Annotated in this window: 24 protein-coding genes; 22 read left to right on the forward strand and 2 right to left on the reverse strand. The window is 59.5% G+C overall.

Features of this window, described 5'->3' with window-relative positions:
• The first annotated feature begins 106 nt into the window (after positions 1–106).
• The 11 genes from ACSSNI_RS03020 to ACSSNI_RS03070 all read left to right on the forward strand — a co-directional run bounded on the left by ACSSNI_RS03020 (position 107) and on the right by ACSSNI_RS03070 (position 9732).
• The gene (locus ACSSNI_RS03020) at positions 107–481 is read left to right on the forward strand and encodes a chemotaxis response regulator CheY (RefSeq protein WP_172830728.1); all 375 of its coding nucleotides are present in this window, start codon (positions 107–109) and stop codon (positions 479–481) included.
• A gap of 23 nt (positions 482–504) precedes the next feature.
• Complete coding sequence (locus tag ACSSNI_RS03025) at positions 505–1299, forward strand: protein phosphatase CheZ (RefSeq protein ID WP_102836070.1); 795 nt, start codon at positions 505–507, stop codon at positions 1297–1299.
• A gap of 12 nt (positions 1300–1311) precedes the next feature.
• Positions 1312–3507, forward strand: coding sequence for a chemotaxis protein CheA (locus ACSSNI_RS03030; protein WP_200639268.1), 2196 nt, complete (start codon positions 1312–1314; stop codon positions 3505–3507).
• 49 nt (positions 3508–3556) lie between these two features.
• Positions 3557–4666: a protein-glutamate methylesterase/protein-glutamine glutaminase gene (locus tag ACSSNI_RS03035; RefSeq protein ID WP_200639270.1), complete on the forward strand. Its 1110-nt coding sequence runs from the start codon at positions 3557–3559 to the stop codon at positions 4664–4666.
• Positions 4666–5406 (forward strand): flagellar motor protein, encoded by a 741-nt coding sequence (locus ACSSNI_RS03040; RefSeq protein WP_102836073.1) that lies wholly within the window; start codon positions 4666–4668, stop codon positions 5404–5406. The genes ACSSNI_RS03035 and ACSSNI_RS03040 overlap by 1 nt, the downstream gene beginning before the upstream one ends.
• Before the next feature lie 141 nt (positions 5407–5547).
• Positions 5548–6375, forward strand: a complete 828-nt coding sequence (motD, locus tag ACSSNI_RS03045) for a flagellar motor protein MotD (protein ID WP_102836404.1) — start codon at positions 5548–5550, stop codon at positions 6373–6375.
• A 90-nt stretch (positions 6376–6465) separates the two neighbouring features.
• The gene (locus tag ACSSNI_RS03050; RefSeq protein ID WP_073301535.1) at positions 6466–7254 is read left to right on the forward strand and encodes a ParA family protein; all 789 of its coding nucleotides are present in this window, start codon (positions 6466–6468) and stop codon (positions 7252–7254) included.
• An 86-nt stretch (positions 7255–7340) separates the two neighbouring features.
• A complete protein-coding gene (locus ACSSNI_RS03055; RefSeq protein ID WP_200639272.1) occupies positions 7341–8165 on the forward strand; it encodes a CheW domain-containing protein in 825 nt (274 codons plus the stop codon).
• 86 nt (positions 8166–8251) lie between these two features.
• Complete coding sequence (locus ACSSNI_RS03060; RefSeq protein ID WP_019340623.1) at positions 8252–8731, forward strand: chemotaxis protein CheW; 480 nt, start codon at positions 8252–8254, stop codon at positions 8729–8731.
• A 3-nt stretch (positions 8732–8734) separates the two neighbouring features.
• Positions 8735–9148, forward strand: a complete 414-nt coding sequence (locus ACSSNI_RS03065) for a DUF2802 domain-containing protein (RefSeq protein WP_200639273.1) — start codon at positions 8735–8737, stop codon at positions 9146–9148.
• Positions 9149–9291: 143 nt separating this feature from the next.
• On the forward strand, positions 9292–9732 hold the full coding sequence (locus ACSSNI_RS03070) for a rhodanese-like domain-containing protein (RefSeq protein WP_200639274.1): 441 nt from the start codon (positions 9292–9294) through the stop codon (positions 9730–9732).
• Here the strand turns inward: ACSSNI_RS03070 and ACSSNI_RS03075 are convergent.
• The gene (locus ACSSNI_RS03075; RefSeq protein WP_102836078.1) at positions 9713–10036 is read right to left on the reverse strand and encodes an EscU/YscU/HrcU family type III secretion system export apparatus switch protein; all 324 of its coding nucleotides are present in this window, start codon (positions 10034–10036) and stop codon (positions 9713–9715) included. The genes ACSSNI_RS03070 and ACSSNI_RS03075 overlap by 20 nt on opposite strands.
• Entirely contained in the window at positions 10033–11556 is a 1524-nt protein-coding gene (gene fliK, locus ACSSNI_RS03080) for a flagellar hook-length control protein FliK (protein WP_200639275.1), read from the reverse strand. The genes ACSSNI_RS03075 and fliK overlap by 4 nt, the downstream gene beginning before the upstream one ends.
• 126 nt (positions 11557–11682) lie before the next feature.
• Between fliK and ccmA the strand changes: the two genes are divergently transcribed.
• The 11 genes from ccmA to fliT all read left to right on the forward strand — a co-directional run bounded on the left by ccmA (position 11683) and on the right by fliT (position 19603).
• Entirely contained in the window at positions 11683–12318 is a 636-nt protein-coding gene (ccmA, locus tag ACSSNI_RS03085; protein WP_200639276.1) for a cytochrome c biogenesis heme-transporting ATPase CcmA, read from the forward strand.
• Positions 12315–12986, forward strand: coding sequence for a heme exporter protein CcmB (ccmB, locus tag ACSSNI_RS03090; RefSeq protein WP_073301541.1), 672 nt, complete (start codon positions 12315–12317; stop codon positions 12984–12986). Before ccmA ends, ccmB begins: the two co-directional genes overlap by 4 nt.
• Before the next feature lie 155 nt (positions 12987–13141).
• Positions 13142–13897, forward strand: coding sequence for a heme ABC transporter permease (locus ACSSNI_RS03095; protein WP_200639277.1), 756 nt, complete (start codon positions 13142–13144; stop codon positions 13895–13897).
• Positions 13894–14070 carry a heme exporter protein CcmD gene (ccmD, locus tag ACSSNI_RS03100; protein ID WP_102836083.1) on the forward strand — a complete coding sequence of 59 codons (177 nt, stop codon included), beginning with the start codon at positions 13894–13896 and terminating at the stop codon, positions 14068–14070. Before ACSSNI_RS03095 ends, ccmD begins: the two co-directional genes overlap by 4 nt.
• Complete coding sequence (gene ccmE / locus ACSSNI_RS03105; protein ID WP_200639278.1) at positions 14067–14531, forward strand: cytochrome c maturation protein CcmE; 465 nt, start codon at positions 14067–14069, stop codon at positions 14529–14531. The genes ccmD and ccmE overlap by 4 nt, the downstream gene beginning before the upstream one ends.
• Positions 14528–16501 (forward strand): heme lyase CcmF/NrfE family subunit, encoded by a 1974-nt coding sequence (locus ACSSNI_RS03110; RefSeq protein WP_159968270.1) that lies wholly within the window; start codon positions 14528–14530, stop codon positions 16499–16501. The genes ccmE and ACSSNI_RS03110 overlap by 4 nt, the downstream gene beginning before the upstream one ends.
• 1 nt (position 16502) lies before the next feature.
• Complete coding sequence (locus ACSSNI_RS03115; RefSeq protein WP_159968269.1) at positions 16503–17033, forward strand: DsbE family thiol:disulfide interchange protein; 531 nt, start codon at positions 16503–16505, stop codon at positions 17031–17033.
• Entirely contained in the window at positions 17030–17503 is a 474-nt protein-coding gene (locus ACSSNI_RS03120; protein WP_200639279.1) for a cytochrome c-type biogenesis protein, read from the forward strand. The genes ACSSNI_RS03115 and ACSSNI_RS03120 overlap by 4 nt, the downstream gene beginning before the upstream one ends.
• Entirely contained in the window at positions 17500–18717 is a 1218-nt protein-coding gene (gene ccmI, locus ACSSNI_RS03125) for a c-type cytochrome biogenesis protein CcmI (protein ID WP_200639280.1), read from the forward strand. Before ACSSNI_RS03120 ends, ccmI begins: the two co-directional genes overlap by 4 nt.
• Before the next feature lie 24 nt (positions 18718–18741).
• The gene (locus ACSSNI_RS03130; RefSeq protein WP_200639281.1) at positions 18742–19176 is read left to right on the forward strand and encodes a hypothetical protein; all 435 of its coding nucleotides are present in this window, start codon (positions 18742–18744) and stop codon (positions 19174–19176) included.
• 130 nt (positions 19177–19306) lie between these two features.
• Positions 19307–19603 carry a flagellar protein FliT gene (gene fliT, locus ACSSNI_RS03135; protein WP_200639282.1) on the forward strand — a complete coding sequence of 99 codons (297 nt, stop codon included), beginning with the start codon at positions 19307–19309 and terminating at the stop codon, positions 19601–19603.
• Positions 19604–19902 lie beyond the last annotated feature (299 nt).

Here is a 19902-nt window from a genome sequence, read left to right on the forward strand (position 1 = left end):
GCAACAAAGCATTAGAGACCGCTTACGAGCTTCATTCATGAGGCCCGCAAACAGACCGTGAGCAGGTCTCGGATTCGGGTTTACGGAGGTGTACTTGGACAAGAACATGAAAATCCTCATCGTCGACGATTTTTCGACCATGAGACGGATCATCAAGAACCTCTTGCGCGATCTGGGCTTTACCAATACCGCCGAAGCGGACGACGGCACTACTGCTTTGCCAATGCTGAAGAGCGGAAGTTTCGATTTTCTCGTCACCGACTGGAACATGCCCGGCATGAGCGGCATCGACCTGCTGCGCGCTGTGCGCGCCGACGAGCGCCTCAAGCACCTGCCGGTGTTGATGGTGACCGCCGAGGCGAAGCGCGATCAGATCATCGAGGCCGCGCAGGCTGGCGTTAACGGATACGTGGTCAAGCCATTCACGGCTCAAGTGCTCAAAGAAAAGATCGAAAAGATCTTCGAGCGCGTCAACGGCTGAAGCAGTAACGCCGCGAGGGCACTATGACGCAAGCAGACCAAGGCCTGGCAGAGTTCGAAGCGACTCTGAGGGCTCATGCACCCCAATTGATTGAAAGTCTGCAGCAAGGCCGCTTCGAAGAAGCGACGCAGATGTTTAACGAGCTCAATCAGGCGCGCAACCTGGGGCTGTACCAGGAAGTCGGCAAGCTCACGCGTGAGCTGCACAACGCCATCGTCAAGCTCGAAATGGACACCTGTGCGACGGGGGGTGATCCGTCGCCAATCACCGACGCCACGGACCGATTGTCCTACGTGGTGGAGATGACCGAAAAAGCGGCCAACCGCACCATGGACCTGGTTGAGGAATCGGCGCCGCTGGTGAACTACGTCAGCTACGAAGCCCAGAGCCTGACTGCCGATTGGCAGCGCTTCATGCGTCGCGATATGAACGCTGAACAGTTCCGCGACCTGGTCAAACGCATCGATCAGTTTCTCCAGCGCAGCATGAACGATGGCAGTCAGCTGTCGCAGAACCTTAGCGAAATCATGCTGGCCCAGGATTTCCAGGACCTTACCGGTCAGGTGATCAAAAGGGTGACCCGGCTCATTACCGAACTCGAAAGTAACCTGCTTAATCTGGTGCTGATGGCAGGCCAGGTTGACCGCGTGGCGGGCATCCAGCATGACCGCGAAGCGATGCGCGCCGAGCAGGAACTAAAAAAACAAGAAAAACAGCCTTCCAATGGTGAAGGTCCGCAGATGCATGCCGATATACGTGAAGACGTCGTTTCCGGGCAGGACGATGTCGATGATCTGCTTTCGAGCCTGGGCTTTTAGGGGAAGTTAAATATGAGCTTCGACGCCGATGAAGAAATCCTCCAGGATTTCCTGGTAGAGGCCGGCGAGATTCTCGAACTATTGTCAGAGCAGCTGGTGGAGCTGGAAAGCAGCCCCGATGACACAGCCTTGCTCAATGCGATTTTTCGCGGTTTCCATACGGTAAAAGGCGGTGCCGGGTTTCTCCAGCTACATGAGCTGGTGGAATGCTGCCACATCGCCGAAAACGTCTTCGACATCCTGCGCAAGGGTGAACGTCGCGTCGACTCGGAATTGATGGATGTCGTTCTCCAGGCTCTGGACTCCGTCAATGAAATGTTTAGCCAGGTGCGCGAGCGTACCGAGGTAACCCCGGCGACCCCTGAGCTACTGGCAGCGCTGGCCCGCTTGGCTGAGCCGGCCGGTGCGCAGGAACCTGTGGTCGAAGCCCCTGTCGAGGCTGAACCCGAGCCTGCGGTTACTGCCGATAGCGAGTTCGAGCAGTTTCTTGGCGCGCTGGAAGAGTCTGTCGAGACCCCAGCCTCCAGTGCCGCTGACGAGATCACCGACGAGGAGTTCGAATCGTTGCTTGATCAACTCCACGGAAAAGGCCAGTTCGCGGCTGAGCAGGACGCAAAGCCGGCAGCATCGGCGGCGGCTGTTGTGCAACCGTCTGCCAGCGACGAGATCACTGATGATGAGTTCGAGGCGCTGCTCGACCAGCTGCATGGCAAAGGCCAGTTCGCCGAGCCGGTGGCAGCCGCACCCGCTGAAGCGGCGGCCAAGCCTGTAGCTGCTGGTGGTGACGACATTAGCGACGACGAGTTCGAAGCGCTGCTGGACCAGCTGCATGGAAAAGGAAAGTTTGAGCCCGACGCGGCTGCACCAGTTGCGGCTGCAGTTGTGCCTGTTGCTAAGCCCGCAGCGGTTACCGCGCCTGCGGAAAAGAAGGCTGCGCCTGCGAAGCCAGCTGTAAGCACCGTTGCGAGCAAAGCCGCTGTTCCGGCTAAAGCAGAGCCTGCATCCAAGCCTGCCGCCGCACCGGAGAAGCCCGCGAGCGAGGCGGAGACAACCGTTCGAGTCGATACCGCCCGACTTGATGAAATCATGAACATGGTTGGTGAGCTGGTGCTGGTGCGTAATCGCCTGGTGCGCCTGGGCTCCAACAGTGCCGATGAAGCCATGGCCAAGGCCGTGTCCAACCTCGATGTGGTGACCGCTGATCTGCAAAGTGCCGTGATGAAAACGCGCATGCAGCCGATTAAGAAGGTTTTTGGCCGCTTCCCGCGTCTGGTTCGCGATCTGGCTCGCAGCCTCAAGAAAGAGATCAATCTAGAGCTGGTCGGTGAAGAAACCGATCTGGACAAGAACCTTGTCGAGGCGCTGGCCGATCCACTGGTGCACTTGGTGCGCAACGCGGTGGACCACGGCATCGAAACTCCGGAAGAGCGCGAAGCCGCAGGCAAGCCGCGCACCGGCAAGGTCGTGCTTTCCGCTGAACAGGAAGGCGACCATATCCTGTTGCTGATCACCGATGACGGTAAAGGCATGGATGCGGACGTCTTGCGTGCGAAGGCAGTTGAGAAAGGTTTGCTCGATAAAGACGCCGCCGACCGACTGAGCGATCTGGAATCTTACAACCTGATTTTTGCGCCGGGCTTCTCGACCAAGACCGAAATCTCCGACGTGTCCGGCCGCGGCGTCGGTATGGATGTTGTCAAGACCAAGATTTCGCAGCTCAACGGCACGGTCAACGTCTTTTCCAACAAGGGCCAGGGCTCGCGCGTTGTGATCAAGGTGCCGCTGACGCTGGCGATCATGCCGACCCTGATGGTGATGCTCGCCAACCAGGCGTTCGCCTTCCCGCTGGTCAGCGTCAATGAAATTTTCCACCTCGACCTATCCCGTACCAATGTGGTTGACGGTCAGGAGGTCGTGATAGTCCGGGACAAGGCGCTGCCGTTGTTCTATCTCAAGCGCTGGCTGGTGCACGGAGCCGAGCTCGAAGAGCAGCGTGAAGGGCACGTAGTGATCCTCAACGTCGGCAATCAAAGTATCGGCTTCGTCGTCGATCAGCTGGTGGGGCAGGAGGAGGTGGTGATCAAGCCGTTGGGCAAGATGCTGCAGGGCACTCCGGGGATGTCCGGCGCGACTATCACCGGCGATGGTCGTATCGCCTTGATCCTGGACGTCCCGAGCATGCTCAAGCGTTACGCGCGCCGGATCTGATCAGTAGGCAGCGGTTTCTTCTCGGACCGCTGTCGCTAGGAGTTGTTTTATGGCAGTCAAGGTCCTGGTGGTGGACGATTCCGGTTTCTTCCGCCGCCGTGTATCGGAGATCCTTTCTTCAGACTCGAATATCCAGGTGATCGGAACCGCGACCAACGGGCGCGAGGCTATCGACCAGGCGCTGGCGCTGAAACCGGACGTCATCACCATGGATTACGAGATGCCAATGATGGACGGTATCACCGCCGTCCGGCAGATCATGCAACGCTGCCCAACGCCAGTGTTGATGTTCTCCTCGCTTACCCATGAAGGCGCGCGGGTCACGCTCGATGCGCTGGATGCGGGGGCCGTTGATTTTCTGCCCAAGAATTTCGAGGACATCTCGCGAAATCCGGACAAGGTAAAGCAGCTGCTCTGCGAGAAGGTTCATAGCATCTCGCGCAGCAATCGCCGTTTTAGCAGTACTGTCACCGCTCCGGCAGCCACGACCCACGCAGCGCGCCCGGTCGGCGGCAGCCCTTCGGGTATCACCTCTCATGCGAGGTCTTCGGCGCCGGTCCATACAGCTCAAGCTCCAGCTTCGGCGCCTCGTCGCAAGTCGTACCGACTGGTTGCCATTGGCACCTCGACCGGTGGGCCGGTTGCGCTTCAGCGCGTACTGACGCAACTGCCCGGCAATTTTCCGGCGCCTATCGTGCTGATCCAGCACATGCCGGCTGCGTTTACCAAAGCCTTCGCTGAACGTCTGGACAAGCTCTGCAAGATCAGCGTCAAAGAAGCAGAAGATGGCGATGTACTTCGCCCTGGCTTGGCACTTCTGGCGCCGGGCGGTAAACAGATGATGGTCGACGGGCGCGGCACGGTACGCATTCTGCCGGGCGATGAGCGCCTCAATTACAGGCCTTGCGTTGACGTTACCTTTGGTTCAGCCGCCAAGGCCTACGGAGACAAAGTGCTGGCCGTAGTGCTGACCGGGATGGGTGCTGACGGCCGCGAAGGGGCGAGGATGCTCAAGCAGAGCGGTAGCCAGGTGTGGGCTCAGGACGAGGCCAGCTGTGTGATCTATGGCATGCCGATGGCGGTGGTCAAGGCCAACCTCAGCGACGCCGTTTACGGGCTCGATGACATTGGTCGCCACTTGAGCGAGGCGTGCATCTAATGGATGTACTCAGCCTGATTGGGCTGGTGCTCGCATTCGTCGCCATTGTTGGGGGTAATTTCCTAGAGGGTGGGCATGTTTCGGCGCTGCTCAACGGGCCGGCTGCGCTTATCGTTCTCGGCGGTACGCTCGGGGCAGTGTTGTTGCAGACGCCCATGCCGGTGTTCATGCGTGCGATGTCGGTGATGGGCTGGATTTTTTTCCCGCCGCGCATCGACATGGTTCGTGGAATCAGTCTGGTCACGGGATGGAGTGCCACGGCGCGCAAGGAGGGGCTGCTTGGCCTCGAGCCGATCGCCGAAACCGAGCCGGATCCTTACGCTCGCAAAGGCCTGCAGCTGCTGGTCGATGGTGCTGAGCCGGAAGTGATTCGCAGCATTCTCGAAGTTGATCTGTACACCCAGGAAACCCGCGATCTCAGGGCGGCGAAAGTATTCGAGAGCATGGGCGGCTACTCGCCCACGGTAGGCATTATCGGTGCGGTGATGGGGCTGATACATGTCATGGGCAACCTCGCCGATCCCAGCCAGCTGGGCAGCGGTATCGCGGTTGCATTCGTTGCCACCATCTATGGCGTGGCCTTTGCCAACTTGCTGGTGTTGCCGATGGGCAACAAGCTCAAGAGTGTGGTGCAGAAGCAGACCGCTTACCGCGAAATGTTGCTCGAAGGCGTTCTATCGATCGCCGAAGGAGAAAACCCTCGCTCCATCGAAATGAAACTCCAGGGTTTCATCGATTAATGACACAAGGGCAACGCTGCGTAAGCTCGGCGCTGCGGATCTGGGACTGAACATGGCAAAGACTGCAACCAAGACGTTCTACCCAAGTGCCGCTAAGGTGAGCCTGTTCATTTGTTGCGCCTGGCGTGTGGTGATCTGATCATGGCTCGTCGCCGCAGTCACGAAGAGCCCGAGAATCACGAGCGTTGGTTGGTCTCCTACGCGGACTTCATCACACTGCTGTTTGCCTTTTTCGTGGTGATGTATTCGATCTCCTCGCTCAACGAGGGCAAATACAAAATCTTGTCCGACTCGTTGGTAGGCGTTTTCAATCAGGTCGACCGCGCCGTCAAACCGATTCCGATTGGTGAAGAGCGGCCGCGGACTACGCAGCCAGATGTATCCCAGATCGATGAGCCGCAATCATCGCAGCAGCCAATCGATCCGCTGCAGAGCATCATGAAGAGCATGCAGGCGGCTTTCGCCGATCTTATCGGTTCCAATCAGCTGACCATTCGCGGTAATGAGCTGTGGGTGGAAATCGAGCTGAATTCGAGCTTGCTGTTCCCCAGTGGCGATGCGCTGCCCAACGACCACGCGTTCGATCTCCTGGAAAAGGTCGCCGGGATTCTGGCACCGTTCGATAATCCGATTCACGTCGAAGGCTTCACCGATAACCTGCCCATCAACACGGCGAAGTACCCGACTAACTGGGAGCTGTCCGCAGCGCGGGCTGGCAGTGTGGTGCGGATGCTGGCTGCTGACGGTGTCGACCCGGCGCGCATGGCGGCGGTAGGGTACGGCGAGTTCCAGCCTATCGCAGACAACGCCACCGCCGAGGGCAGGGCGCGTAATCGTCGCGTGATTCTGGTCATCTCCCGAAATCTCGATGTGCGTCGCAGCGTCAGTGGGGTAGGAAGCGCAAATGCCCGACCGGTCGTGGGCAGCGCCCAAACTGGCACACAACGTGCTGCTCCCTCTGATCGTTAGGTGCCGCTCGCGGCGTCGTCAATTCTCCGTCGTTGGCCAAAGCCGAGACGGCCGGTCCCGGTCTGGTTCGATCCGGATGGAAAAAGAGTTATGAGAGTCTGGGCAGTAGCCAACCAAAAAGGCGGAGTGGGTAAAACCACTACCTCCATTGCACTTGCCGGTTTGCTGGCCGATTCCGGCAAGCGGGTCGTAGCGCTGGATCTCGATCCCCACGGCTCGATGACGAGCTATTTCGGCCACGATCCGGATAACCTCGACCACAGTGTTTTCGACCTGTTCCAGCATCAGGGAACCGTTCCCGAGGGGCTGCCCTGGCAGCTGCTGCTGCCAACCAGCCATGAGCGTCTCTCCTTGCTGCCGTCCAGTACAGTGCTGGCGACGCTGGAGCGCCAGTCGCCGGGCCAGAACGGTCTCGGCCTGGTCATCGCCAAGAGTCTTTCGCAGCTCTGGCAGGATTTCGATTACGCCATAATCGACAGCCCGCCGCTGCTTGGCGTGCTGATGGTGAACGCGCTGGCCGCCAGCCAGCAGCTGATCATCCCGGTGCAGACCGAATTCCTGGCCATGAAAGGACTGGAGCGCATGGTCAGCACGCTGAGTATGATCAACCGCTCACGCCGGCAGGCCTTGCCTTACACCATCGTGCCGACCATGTTCGATCGTCGCACCCAGGCCTCGATGAACACACTTAAGGTCTTGCGTAACGGCTACCAGGAGCACCTCTGGCAAGCCTTCATTCCGATTGACACACGGTTGCGTGATGCCAGTCGCGCCGGCCTTACGCCATCGCAGCATGACCCCAGTAGCCGAGGCGTGCTTGCCTATCGCGCACTGCTCAAAACACTGCTGGCGGCGCAAGCGTCGCCAGAGGTGGCCTGAATGACGACGTACGGCCGCGTTCGCAGTTCAAGTTCGCCCTGGGTGCGGCCGATAGCCTATTCAGTGGGTTCGCACGAGTTGGTTCCATGAGTCGTACTGTTCTTAAAGAAAGCCGATCACAACAGACGCTACAGTCGTATCTCGACGCCCTGTTGCAGGACGCCATCATTGGATTGACCGAATCGGTCAGTCCAGACGAGTTCCAGGCTGCCGTGCTCGAGGAGCAGCAACGCGACACACAGCGAGTGGTTGCGCTGCGTCCGGTTACTCTGCCTCAACCTGAAACTGTGGCCGCTCCGGTGATAGTCGAGGCTCAGGCGTTACTGGAATTGCCGCCCGAATTACCCGTGGAAGCACCGCTTGCACCGGTCGAGCCGATTGCCATTTTCGAGTCGCAGGGGCAGGCTCCGGTTGGTCCTCCCGCGATCCCCAGTGGTCAGCCGGAGTGGGGTGAAGAGCCGTTCGAGTGCTTGTTGTTTGATGTGGCCGGGCTGACGCTGGCGGTGCCGCTGGTGAGTCTCGGCTCGATCTATCCGCTTGCCGGACAGGAGCTCACGCCTCTTTTCGGTCAGCCCGCCTGGTTCCTCGGTATCTTGCCGAGCCAGGCCGGCAATCTGAAGGTTCTGGACACAGCACGCTGGGTCATGGCTGAACGGTATCGCGACGATTTCCGCGACGGACTTCAGTACGTGATTTCTGTGCAGGGATATGAGTGGGGGCTGGCAGTGCATCAGGTCAGTCGCTCGATTCGTCTGGACCCGAAAGAAGTGAAGTGGCGCACTCAGCGCACTCAGCGGCCCTGGCTGGCCGGTACGGTGATCGACCACATGTGTGCGCTGGTGGACGTGACCGCGCTCGCCGAGCTGATCGCCAGCGGTGCGACCCGACATCTTAAGGGCGTCCCGTCGTAAACGAATTGAACAAACACAGGGGCACACAAGCGCCCCGAGTAACCGATAGAATCAACCGCCAGTGCGGTACATGAAGAGGTGGGGCTATGAAGATGACTTCCGCACAGGGTTCCGATGATCCGGTCCTGCAATGGGTAACCTTCCGACTGGATAACGAGACCTATGGCATCAACGTGATGCAGGTCCAGGAAGTGCTGCGTTACACCGAAATTGCCCCGGTGCCGGGTGCTCCCAGCTATGTGCTGGGCATCATCAACCTGCGTGGCAACGTCGTTACGGTGATCGATACGCGCCAGCGCTTTGGTCTCGACACGGCGCCGGTATCGGACAACACCCGTATCGTCATCATCGAGGCTGACCGCCAGGTCGTCGGCATCCTCGTCGACAGCGTGGCTGAGGTGGTCTACCTGCGCCAATCGGAAATCGAGACTGCGCCTAACGTCGGTAACGATGAATCTGCGAAGTTCATCCAGGGCGTGTGCAACAAGAACAATGAGCTGCTGATTCTGGTCGAACTGGACAAGATGATGAGTGAAGAAGAATGGGCGGAACTTGAGAGCATCTGAAACATGATTGCGTCGCTGGTAGCGGCGGTCGTTGCGCTTGCCTTGTGCTGCCTCGCATTGCTCGGCTGCTGCATCTGGCTGTTTCGCCGCCAGCGCCAGCAGGTTGAGACGCAAGCACGCGAAGACGCTATCCGCGACAAACGCATCAAAGCGCTCAGCGCCCGTCTGGACAACTATCTGGAAAGCAACGTGCGAATGGGCAAGGACCTGCATGATCTGTCGCGTATCGTTGCCCCGTTGCCGGAAAAGCTGGGCCAGCTCGAGCAGCGCGATCCAAACAATTTCTCTTTTTCTCAGGCGGCCAAACTGGTTGGTATGGGCGCCAGTGTCGATGATCTGACGCAGTCTTGCGGCTTGTCCCAATCTGAAGCCGAATTGATGCGCAAATTGCATCAGGCGCGGCGCGAGTCCGATTAGCGCGCAGATTCCCCCGCTGCGTCGGGCGTTAAAACGTCGGCCGCCGACCGTGGCATTGAACGATATGACTGTTGCTTCCTCCAATCTGGACAAGGTTTCACCATGTCTGGTGAAGGCCTGTGCCCGAGGGCAAGGAGGATGTGATGCTGCGCATTCTGATGCTGTGCCTGCTGGCGAGCCCCGCTTGGCTCAGCGCAGCGGAAGCGCCATCACATGTGAACGGTGCGATGACCGTCAACGTGTATCAGGCTCGGCAACTTCATGCGCTTGGCGCGGTGTTCATCGATGTGCGACCCAGGCGCGAGTGGGTCTGGGGGCATGTCGAAGGCGCGGTGCACATGAGTCTGGCACATGAGTTCTTTGGGCTGTCGCGGACCGAGTGGCCAAGAAGCGTGCCTCTGGTGATCTATTGCAACAGCGACGTTTGCCCGGCGAGTGCCGAGGCGGTGCGCCTGGCGGTCGCGTGGGGCTATCAGCAGGTTTTTTATTTCCGTGAAGGCTACTTCGCCTGGATGCTGGCTGATCTGCCGCAGGAGAAGGGCCACATAGATGACGTCACGACGCTCAACGCTCAGGCCCATTGAGCAGCGGAAGCGTCGATGGGTCTTTATGGGTGCTAAAGCCTGGCGGGCATTTGCCTTTTAGATACCAGGCAAAAGCGATGATCTCCGCGATGGTGCGGTAAAGCGCTTCGGGGATCGCATCGCCCAACTCCAGGCGCGCCAACAACTTTACCAATTCGGCATTTTCGTAAATTGGCACGTCGTGTTCGCGAGCGATTGCCAGAATCGCTTCGGCCAGTTCATCGTCGCCCTTTGCTGACAGGGTCGGTGCGGTGGCGCCGTCATAGGTCAGTGCGATGGCCTGGCGCGGTGTCTGGTGGGTCATGCGGTTTCATCCACGAAGCGTTGATCCAGTGAAGTGCGAGGTCCCTGCGGCGGCGTTCCCTGTCGACAGGCCAGCTCACCAACATTTAATCCTGCTGTGACCAGTCGCTGACGCAAGTGCTCAAGCTCTGCCGAGATCAGCTCGGCAGTACCGCTGCGTTCGGCCCAGATCTGACTCGAAAGACTGCCCTGCAGCAGTTGTGCCTGGACTTGCAACGGACCGAGTGGCGCGACATCGAACGCGAGTTCGACCTTCCACAGCGTTTCAGGTTTTTCCTTGCGGTTTTGTTGGGGTTCGTCTTCACGTTGAAACTTTACTTGCAGCGGGACGATATCGCGCTGGTCGCGCATTGGCACCTCGAGCTGCCAGGTCGTGACCTGGGTGCCGTCCGGACTGGTCTGGGTCTGGGCAAGGCTGGACAGTTGATGCGTCTGTAGGCGCGACACTGCCGCCGCCGCTAGTTTCAGCATCAGCTCAAGGTCGGGCTCTTCGTCGGCATTCGGCAGTAAACGGCTCGACAAGGGGAAATTTTGCGCCAGCTGGCGTGGGTTTGGCTGGCCAAGCGCACCGAGCGCGTTGCGGGCGAAGGCTGGCAGAGCCTGGCCGAGGCTGGCACCTGCCTGCGCGGCTGCTAGCGCGCCCCCACCTGGCAGGCCCGGCAGTTGCGCGATCAGGCGGAGCAGGGTCGCCTTCATGTCGGACGGCAGATCGCTTGCTTCGCCGCGCAGGAGGTTGCCTTCTAGAAAAACCCCACTGCGCGCCAGCGCCTGTGCCAAGGCCTTGGCATCGCCAAGCTGTTGCATGTCCGGCACCAGGCCTAGCAGGCGTTCGGCTGCCCCACGCAATTGCTCGGGCAGTGCCGCGCTGGGTGCGAGCGCGGTGAGCAGCCCTTCTATCGAGCCTTGGCGACTGTGTTGTGCGGTCAGTTGTTGGCCCAGCATCAATTGGTCTAAGCGACCGCTCAATGGCATGAAGACCAACGACTGGTCGCCCTGGACGCGCGCAGTTATCAGACTGCCTGGCGCGAGCGGCATGGCGGATTCGACGTTGAGCTTCTGCCCAGCGAGCGGCGAATTGAGCAGGGAGATTACGACCTTGAACAGAAGCTTGCCGTCCTGCTGAGTTTGCTGGCTGGCCGTCACCTTGCCCTGCACTACGCTGCCCGTTGGCAACTGCGCAAGATCGATGCTGCTCTGCGGCTGGCGAGTGTTGGGCTGCAGCGTAGCCATCAGACGCGAATCGGAGACGGCGGTGATGAGCAGGGCAGCCCCAGGCGAGGCTGCTTTTGGGCTCGTGGTTTCGACCGTTGCCTGTCGCCCGCTGCTCAGAGTCAGGCGCAACGTCATCTGGAAATTTTGCAGTGCCTCCTTGATGCTGATGACTTCCGCCTCGGCACTCTCGCCTGCCGCCAGCAATCCCTGCATTGGCTGCAGCAATTTCAACGCAAGGTCGGCCGGCGCCACTGTTGGGCGAGAAGGACCGGCGGCGGGAATTGCCTGAGTGCTTTTGATCTCGGTCATCTTACTTAAATGCTCTTACAACCTTTCTACGTTGTGGTCTTTGGCGTCCGGGTTCGGCATGTATAATTCCGCCGCCCGCCCGATCTTGTAGCGGCCGGGCTCCTTTCATCTTGAGGTAGCCCTAGCGTGTCCAGCCCCTTTCTAGAAACTGTGGCGCTTTCCTGTGAGCGAGACTGGCGCCTGCTTTTCGAGAGGTTAGACCTGCAGATCGTCAAAGGGGAAATGTTGCAGATCGCCGGCCCCAACGGCAGTGGCAAGACAAGCCTGCTGCGGTTGCTGTCCGGCTTGATGCAACCAACCTCCGGAGAGGTACTGCTGAAGGGAGAAACGCTGGAAAGCCAGCGCGGCGAACTGGCCCGCAATCTGTTGTGGATCGGTCATGCTGCCGGAATCAAAGGATTGCTGAGCGCCGAGGAAAATCTCACCTGGCTGTGCGCCTTGCATCAGCCCGCGTCGCGTGATGCGATCTGGCGGGCGCTTGATGCCGTAGGGCTGCGCGGTTTCGAGGATGTGCCCTGCCATACGCTCTCCGCCGGTCAGCAGCGCCGGGTTGGGCTGGCCCGGCTGTATCTGTCGCCGCCGCCCTTGTGGATTCTCGATGAACCTTTCACGGCGCTCGATAAAACCGGCGTGGCGCAGCTAGAGCGTCACCTGGCGACTCACTGCGAGCAAGGCGGCATGGTCGTGCTGACCACCCATCATTCGCTTGTTGAAATGCCGGCGGGCTTTCGCGAAATCGATCTGGGACAGCGAGCCGCATGAGCAACGTCTTTACGCTGTTGCTGGCTCGCGAAAGCCGGCTGTTGTTCCGCCGGCCGGCAGAGCTGGCCAATCCATTGGTGTTCTTTGCCATTGTCATCGCACTGTTTCCCCTGGCGGTCGGCCCCGAGACGCAGCTGCTGCAGACCATTTCGCCCGGCCTGATCTGGGTCGCTGCGTTATTGGCTGTGTTGCTTTCTCTGGACGGATTGTTCCGCAGTGATTTTGAGGATGGCTCACTGGAGCAGTGGGTCGTTTCGCCGCACCCGTTGGCGCTTCTGGTTCTCGCCAAGGTGCTGGCACACTGGATGTTTTCCGGCCTGGCGTTGGTGCTGCTGGCACCGCTGCTGGGGCTCATGCTGGGTATGCCGGTAAGCGCATTGCCGGTACTGCTGATGTCGCTGCTACTGGGTACGCCAGTTCTGAGCCTGTTGGGCGCGGTCGGTGCCGCCTTGACAGTCGGGCTCAAGCGAGGCGGGCTGTTGTTGGCACTGCTTATTCTCCCGCTGTACATCCCGGTGCTGATTCTGGGCAGTGGCGCACTGCAGGCAGCGCTGCAGGGGCTGCCTGCACTCGGTTACCTATTATGGCTTTCCAGCCTGACTGCCCTGGCAGTTACTCTGACACCCTTTGCAATAGCGGCCGGCCTGAGAATCAGCGTCGGCGAATGACGGATTGGCAGAATGTTTCTATCCAATAGCGGAACGCAGTTGGCCGATGCGAGACGAGCGGTTATCGCCACGATGGATTTGATGATCGCAAACAAGCGGCGGTTGACCGGTTATGGCGCAGTAACGGCATACGAAGCAGGCGTGAGGCAGGCTCTATGAACTGGACATGGTTCCACAAGCTGGGTTCGCCTAAATGGTTTTATGGCATCAGCGGTCGCTGGCTGCCTTGGTTGGCCTGGGCCGCTTTGCTGCTGGTTGGCATCGGGTTGGTCTGGGGTTTGGCATTTGCTCCTCAAGATTACCAACAGGGCAACAGTTTCCGAATCATCTATATCCACGTTCCGGCCGCGTTTCTGGCGCAGTCCATCTATGTAATGCTGGCGGTGGCGGGGCTGGTCGGGTTGGTATGGAAAATGAAGCTGGCCGATGTCGCCCTGCAGCAGGCTGCGCCCATTGGTGCCTGGATGACCTTCATTGCGCTGGTTACGGGAGCAGTGTGGGGCAAGCCTACGTGGGGCGCTTGGTGGGTTTGGGATGCGCGCCTGACTTCGATGCTGATTCTGCTGTTTCTGTATTTCGGCATCATTGCCTTGGGGCAGGCCATCAGTAATCGGGACAGCGCGGCCAAGGCTTGCGCCGTGCTTTCAATCGTCGGGGTGGTGAACATCCCGATCATCAAATATTCGGTCGAGTGGTGGAACACCCTTCACCAGCCGGCCACCTTCACCGTGACGGAAAAGCCGGCCATGCCCGTGGAAATGTGGCTGCCCCTCTTGGTCATGGTGCTGGGCTTCTACTGTTTCTTTGCGGTGGTGCTGCTCATGCGCATGCGTCTCGAGGTGCTACGCCGCGAGTCGAGAAGCAGTTGGGTTAAAGCGGAAGTGAAAGAACTGGTGGGTAAAGCATCATGAACTTCTCGTCATTTTCGGAATTCATCGCCATGGGAAACCATGGTCTGTACGTCTGGACGTCCTACGGCATTAGCCTGGCGGTCCTGGTTCTCAACGTGGCGCTGCCAATGATGGCGCGCAGGCGTTATCTGCAAGACGAGGCGCGTCGTTTGCGCCGGGAGGAAATGAAGTGAATCCTGTGCGCAAGAAGCGTCTGTTCATCATTCTGGCCATTCTGGCCGGCGTTGGTGTTGCGGTTACGCTGGCATTATCCGCCCTGCAAGAGAACATCAACCTCTTCTACACACCGACGCAGATCGCGGCAGGCGAAGCGCCTGAAGGCACGCGGATTCGTGCTGGCGGCATGGTCGAAGAGGGTTCGGTACAGCGCAGTACCGATTCCCTGACGGTAAGCTTTCAGGTCACTGACTATGCCGAAGCGGTCACTATCCAGTATCAAGGAATCCTGCCCGATCTGTTTCGTGAAGGGCAGGGCATCGTTGCCTTGGGGCGCGTAAACGCTGATGGCGTCCTGGTTGCTGATGAAGTGCTGGCCAAGCATGACGAAAATTACATGCCGCCAGAGGTCACCGCAGCGCTGGAGAAAAGCGGCAAAAGCAAGCCCTACAGCAGCACGCAGGAGGGTGCCAAATGATTCCTGAGCTTGGTCATCTCGCAATGATTCTGGCGCTGTGTCTGGCCGTGGTGCAGGGCACGCTCCCGCTGATCGGGGCCTGGCGCGGCGACAGTCAATGGATGGGGCTGGCGCAACCTGCCGCCTGGGGTCAGTTCTCCTTCTTGGCGTTTTCCTTTGCCTGCCTCACCTATGCCTTCATGGTGGATGATTTCTCCGTGGCCTATGTCGCGCAGAATTCCAACAGCGCTTTGCCCTGGTACTACAAGTTCAGCGCCGTATGGGGTGCACACGAAGGCTCGCTGCTGCTGTGGGCGTTCATCCTGGCAGGCTGGACCTTCGCCGTGTCGATATTCTCGCGGCAGTTGCCCGAGGACATGCTGGCGCGGGTGCTGGGCGTGATGGGGCTGATCAGCATTGGTTTCCTGCTGTTCCTGATTGTCACGTCCAATCCCTTCGAGCGGCTGCTGCCACAAGCACCGATGGATGGGCGCGATCTCAATCCGTTGCTTCAGGACTTCGGTCTGGTAGTGCATCCACCCATGCTTTATATGGGTTATGTCGGTTTTTCAGTTGCCTTTGCATTCGCGATTGCCGCCTTGCTGGGCGGCCGTCTGGACGCGGCCTGGGCACGCTGGTCACGTCCCTGGACGCTGATTGCCTGGGCCTTTCTGGGTACAGGTATCGCGCTCGGTTCCTGGTGGGCGTATTACGAGCTGGGTTGGGGCGGCTGGTGGTTCTGGGATCCGGTGGAAAACGCTTCGTTCATGCCATGGCTGGTGGGCACCGCTTTGATCCACTCACTGGCCGTGACGGAAAAGCGTGGTGTATTCAAGAGCTGGACCGTACTGCTGGCGATTGCTGCCTTCTCGCTCAGCTTGCTGGGGACTTTCCTGGTTCGTTCCGGGGTACTCACCTCGGTACACGCTTTTGCCACCGATCCTGAGCGCGGTGTCTTTATCCTCGCCTTCTTGCTCGTGGTGATTGGTGGTTCGCTCACGCTGTTCGCCCTGCGTGCGCCGGTGGTGAAGAGTCAGATCGGCTTTGGTCTGTGGTCACGTGAAACGCTGCTGCTGGTCAACAACCTGCTGTTGGTCGTTGCGACCTCCATGATCCTGCTGGGCACGTTGTACCCCTTGCTGCTCGATGCGCTGTCCGACACCAAACTTTCGGTCGGCCCGCCGTATTTCAACGCGATGTTCCTGCCGCTGATTGGCGCATTGATGCTCGCGCTCGGCGTGGGCGTGCTGGTGCGCTGGAAGAACACACCGGTTAAATGGCTGATCGGCATGCTGACGCCCGTGCTGATTACCAGTGCCGTTCTGGGCGGACTGGGCTCGATGCTGTTTGGTGATTTCCACTGGGCGGTTCTGGCGGTCTGTCTGCTCGCTGGTTGGGTCGTGAGCGCTGGGGTGCGTGACATCCTCGACAAGACTCGCCACAAAGGCCTGCTGAAAGGATTGCGGAGCCTGGCGCCGAGTTATTGGGGCATGCAGCTGGCGCACTTCGGTCTGGTGGTTTGCGCGCTGGGTGTGGTGTTGACGAGTCAGCAAAGCGACGAGCGTGACCTGCGCCTGGCTCCGGGGGAGTCGCTGCAGTTGGGCGGTTACAGCTTCGTATTCGACGGTGCCAAACATTTCGAAGGACCAAACTTCACCTCTGACAAAGGCACCATTCGCGTCTTTGAGGGCGACAAGCAGGTCGCGACGCTGCACCCGGAGAAGCGTCTGTACACCGTGCAGCAAATGCCAATGACCGAGGCGGGGATCGACGCAGGTTTCACCCGTGATCTCTACGTGGCGTTGGGCGAGCCGCTGGAAAACGGCGCCTGGGCCGTCCGCGTGCATATCAAACCGTTCGTTCGCTGGATTTGGCTGGGTGCTCTGATGATGTCCCTGGGCGGCGTGCTTTCGGTGAGTGACAAACGGTATCGGGTGAAAGTCAGGACCCGTGTTCGCGAGGCCCTCGGTTTGGCCCAGCAAGGAGCCTGATATGAAAAGATTATTGATGTTGCTGCCGCTGGCAATCTTCCTGCTGGTCGCCGTGTTTCTTTATAGAGGTCTGTTTCTGGACCCCACCGAATTACCCTCGGCGTTGATCGGCAAGCCGCTGCCTTCGTTCTCTCTGCCCTCGGTCGAGGACCCGCAGCGAGCAGTAACCGCCGAGGACATCAAGGGAAAACCAGCGTTGGTTAACGTCTGGGCGACCTGGTGCGTTGCCTGCAAAGTTGAGCATCCCGTACTGAACAAGCTTGCAGAACAAGGCGTGGTCATCCATGGCGTCAATTACAAGGATGACAATGCCGCAGCTCAGAAATGGCTGCGCGACTTCCACGATCCCTACCAGCTCAATGTTCGCGACGAGCAGGGCACGCTGGGGCTGGACCTCGGAGTATATGGTGCGCCCGAAACCTTTCTTGTCGACAAGCAGGGCATCATCCGCCACAAGTATGTCGGCGTCATAGATGAGCGCGTGTGGCGTGAACAGCTTGCGGCGCTTTATCAGCAATTGGTGGACGAATGAGACAGCTGATTCACGGACTTGTGCTGACGCTGTGTCTGCTGGGCACCGCGTCTGCAGCGATTGATGCCTACGAGTTCAAGGACGAGGCCGAGCGCGCGCGTTATCGCACCTTGGTCGAAGAGTTGCGCTGCCCAAAGTGCCAGAACCAGAACATTGCCGACTCCAATGCGCCAATCGCCATGGACCTGCGGCGGGAAATCTACCGCATGCTGGAAGAGGGGCAGAGCAATGAGCAGATTATCGATTATCTGGTCGCCCGCTACGGCGACTTCGTGCTCTATAAGCCCCCGGTCAACACCAAAACACTGGTCCTCTGGTATGGGCCAGCCGCCTTGCTGGTGATTGGATTCGGCGTGTTGGCGTTCATCCTGGTGCGCCGTCGCCGTTCAGCCACTGGACCGGCATCGAACACACTTTCCGAGGCGGAGCGCGCGCGCCTTGCCACGTTGCTGGATAGAAGAGAACCATGATCGATTTTTGGATAGGTGCGGGCCTCTTATTGCTGGCCGCCCTGGCGTTCCTATTGCTGCCGTTGTTGCGGGGGCGTGGTGTACAGGCGGAAGAGGATCGGACGGCGCTGAATGTAGCGCTTTACCAGGAGCGGCTCGGCGAGCTGGCTGCGCAACAGGCGGCTGGTACCCTTGACCCGGAGCAGTTCGAGGCCGGACGCGCCGATGCGGCGCGGGAGTTGCTGGACGACACCGAGGGAGGTACCACGCGCCGTAGCAACCATTTGGGGCGTGCTGTACCGCTGATCGCGGCGATCCTTGTTCCGTTTCTGGGCGCTGGTCTCTACCTGCACTGGGGGGCCAGTGACAAGCTGCAGCTGGCGCGGGAGTTCACCGAGCAGCCCGCCACGATGGAAGAGATGGTCGAACGGCTGGAGCGCGCAGTAAAGGCTCAACCCGAGTCTGCCGAGGCGTGGTACTTCCTCGCGAAGACCTATATGAATCGGGAACGCCCCGTGGATGCTGCCGCCGCTTACGAGCAGGTGGTCAAGCTGGCAGGGCGCCAACCGGAACTGCTGGGGCAATGGGCGCAAGCGCTCTATTTTGCAGGCGACCGCCAATGGTCGGAGCAATTGCAACAGCTGACCGATGAGGCGTTACGTGGGGATCCCCATGAAGTTACTAGCCTCGGCCTGTTGGGCATCGCGGCTTATGAGGAGGAGCGGTTTGCGGAGGCGATCGGCTTCTGGGAGCGGTTGGTTTCAACGCTGCCTGCTGAGGATCCATCGCGTGAAGCCATTCAGGGCGGCATCGCTCGTGCGCGTGAACAGCTCGGCGAACCGGCTTCGGCGGAAGTGACAAAGCCAGCTGGCGAGATGATTACCAGAAACGGAGCAGAACTAACGGTTGAAGTACAACTGGCTGTCGAGATGGCCGACAAGGTTAGCCCTACCGACGCCGTATTCGTCTTCGCACGCGCGCTGTCCGGCCCGCCCATGCCGTTGGCAGTGAAGCGCCTGACTGTTGCCGATCTGCCTGCAAAGGTGAATTTGAGTGATGCTGATGCAATGACTCCACAGCTTCGATTGTCCAACTTCGAGCAGGTCAGATTGTTCGCCCGCGTATCCAAAGATGGCAACGCTACTCGCGGCGAATGGCAAGGCAGTAGCGAGCCTTTGTCTCCAGGGAATGCGGACGCGATCAAGCTGACCATTGATCAACCGGTTGCACCCTGATCGCAGGGGCTCAAGAGACGACTGATGACGTTGGAAGAGCGGGTTTCAACAAGCGTTCAACGGCTGACCAGAGGCGGCGCCGTGGTGACACTGGCGCTGCTGCTGGGGGCTTGTGCGGGTAATCCTTATCAAGCTTCAGAGCCGACTCGCGGCCCGGCGCCGCCCGTATCGGCACCGCCCCGCGAACCGGTTGCGACGCCTCCTCCGGTGCGTACTCCGCCGGCACCGCGTCCTCCTGCGACCCAGAAGAGCCATCCACGCTATGCGCCACCGCCTCATGCGGCGGCGCACTGGGACAATCGTCTGGGCGTCTATGTTGTGGAAGGGCAGGACTTGTTCTATCGCGAACGTCTGTATTACCGCTGGGACGGCGACTGGTATTGCGCCGGTCGGCCTGGCGGTCCCTGGGAGCCGGTTGCGCCACCCAGCGTTCCGACGGGGCTGCGCAGTCTGCACTGACTCACTGCAATTTCCCGCAGGTGCGACTAAAGGCGAGGCGAAAGCGGCCGATAACCTGTCAGGTGCCGCGAACCATTGGCTCAAGCGGTGCCAGTTCGACCTTTGCCACCAGTTCATTCGGAGCAGATCCATGAGTGCAGCAGCCAAACGTCTTGAGGAAACCGGCAACGCCTTGCGTGACGCCATGGCGCAGCAGGATTGGACAGCGATCAGCGTGCTGGATCTGCAATGCCGTCAGGTCGTTGAGGCTGCAATGGTGGAGCCGCGTGAGGACGAGTCAGCCATCCGCCAGCGCTTACAGGAACTGGTAAGTCTTTACCGTGAGCTGGTTACCTCCTGCCAGAGCGAGAAACAGCGAGTGGCAGGGGAGCTGATTCAGCTTAACCAATCTCAGCAAGGCGCTAACGTCTACAAGTTATTTGGTTGAGGGTTCCGTTATACAGGCGCGACCATTGGTCGCGCTTGTAGTGGACATGCTCAGGCGGTGTTTACGAGAGGACGAACCCGTCAGAAGCTATAAAGAGTCCTTGCCTCAGTACCATCGTTTTTCGCCTACAGTGAGCTTATTCGCCCGAAATCTGACGATTTTGCCCCGATCTCCCAGGCTTGCGCAGACGAGCCAAGTCCCGCTAGATATCTCCCGACTCGTTGCTTACGAGTTGCTCTAAGTCAATACCAAAATGCATTCCTTGCTATTTTGTCGTTGAATCACGTCATAAATTTGAC

It is taken from the genome of Stutzerimonas tianxiuensis (assembly GCF_053470365.1).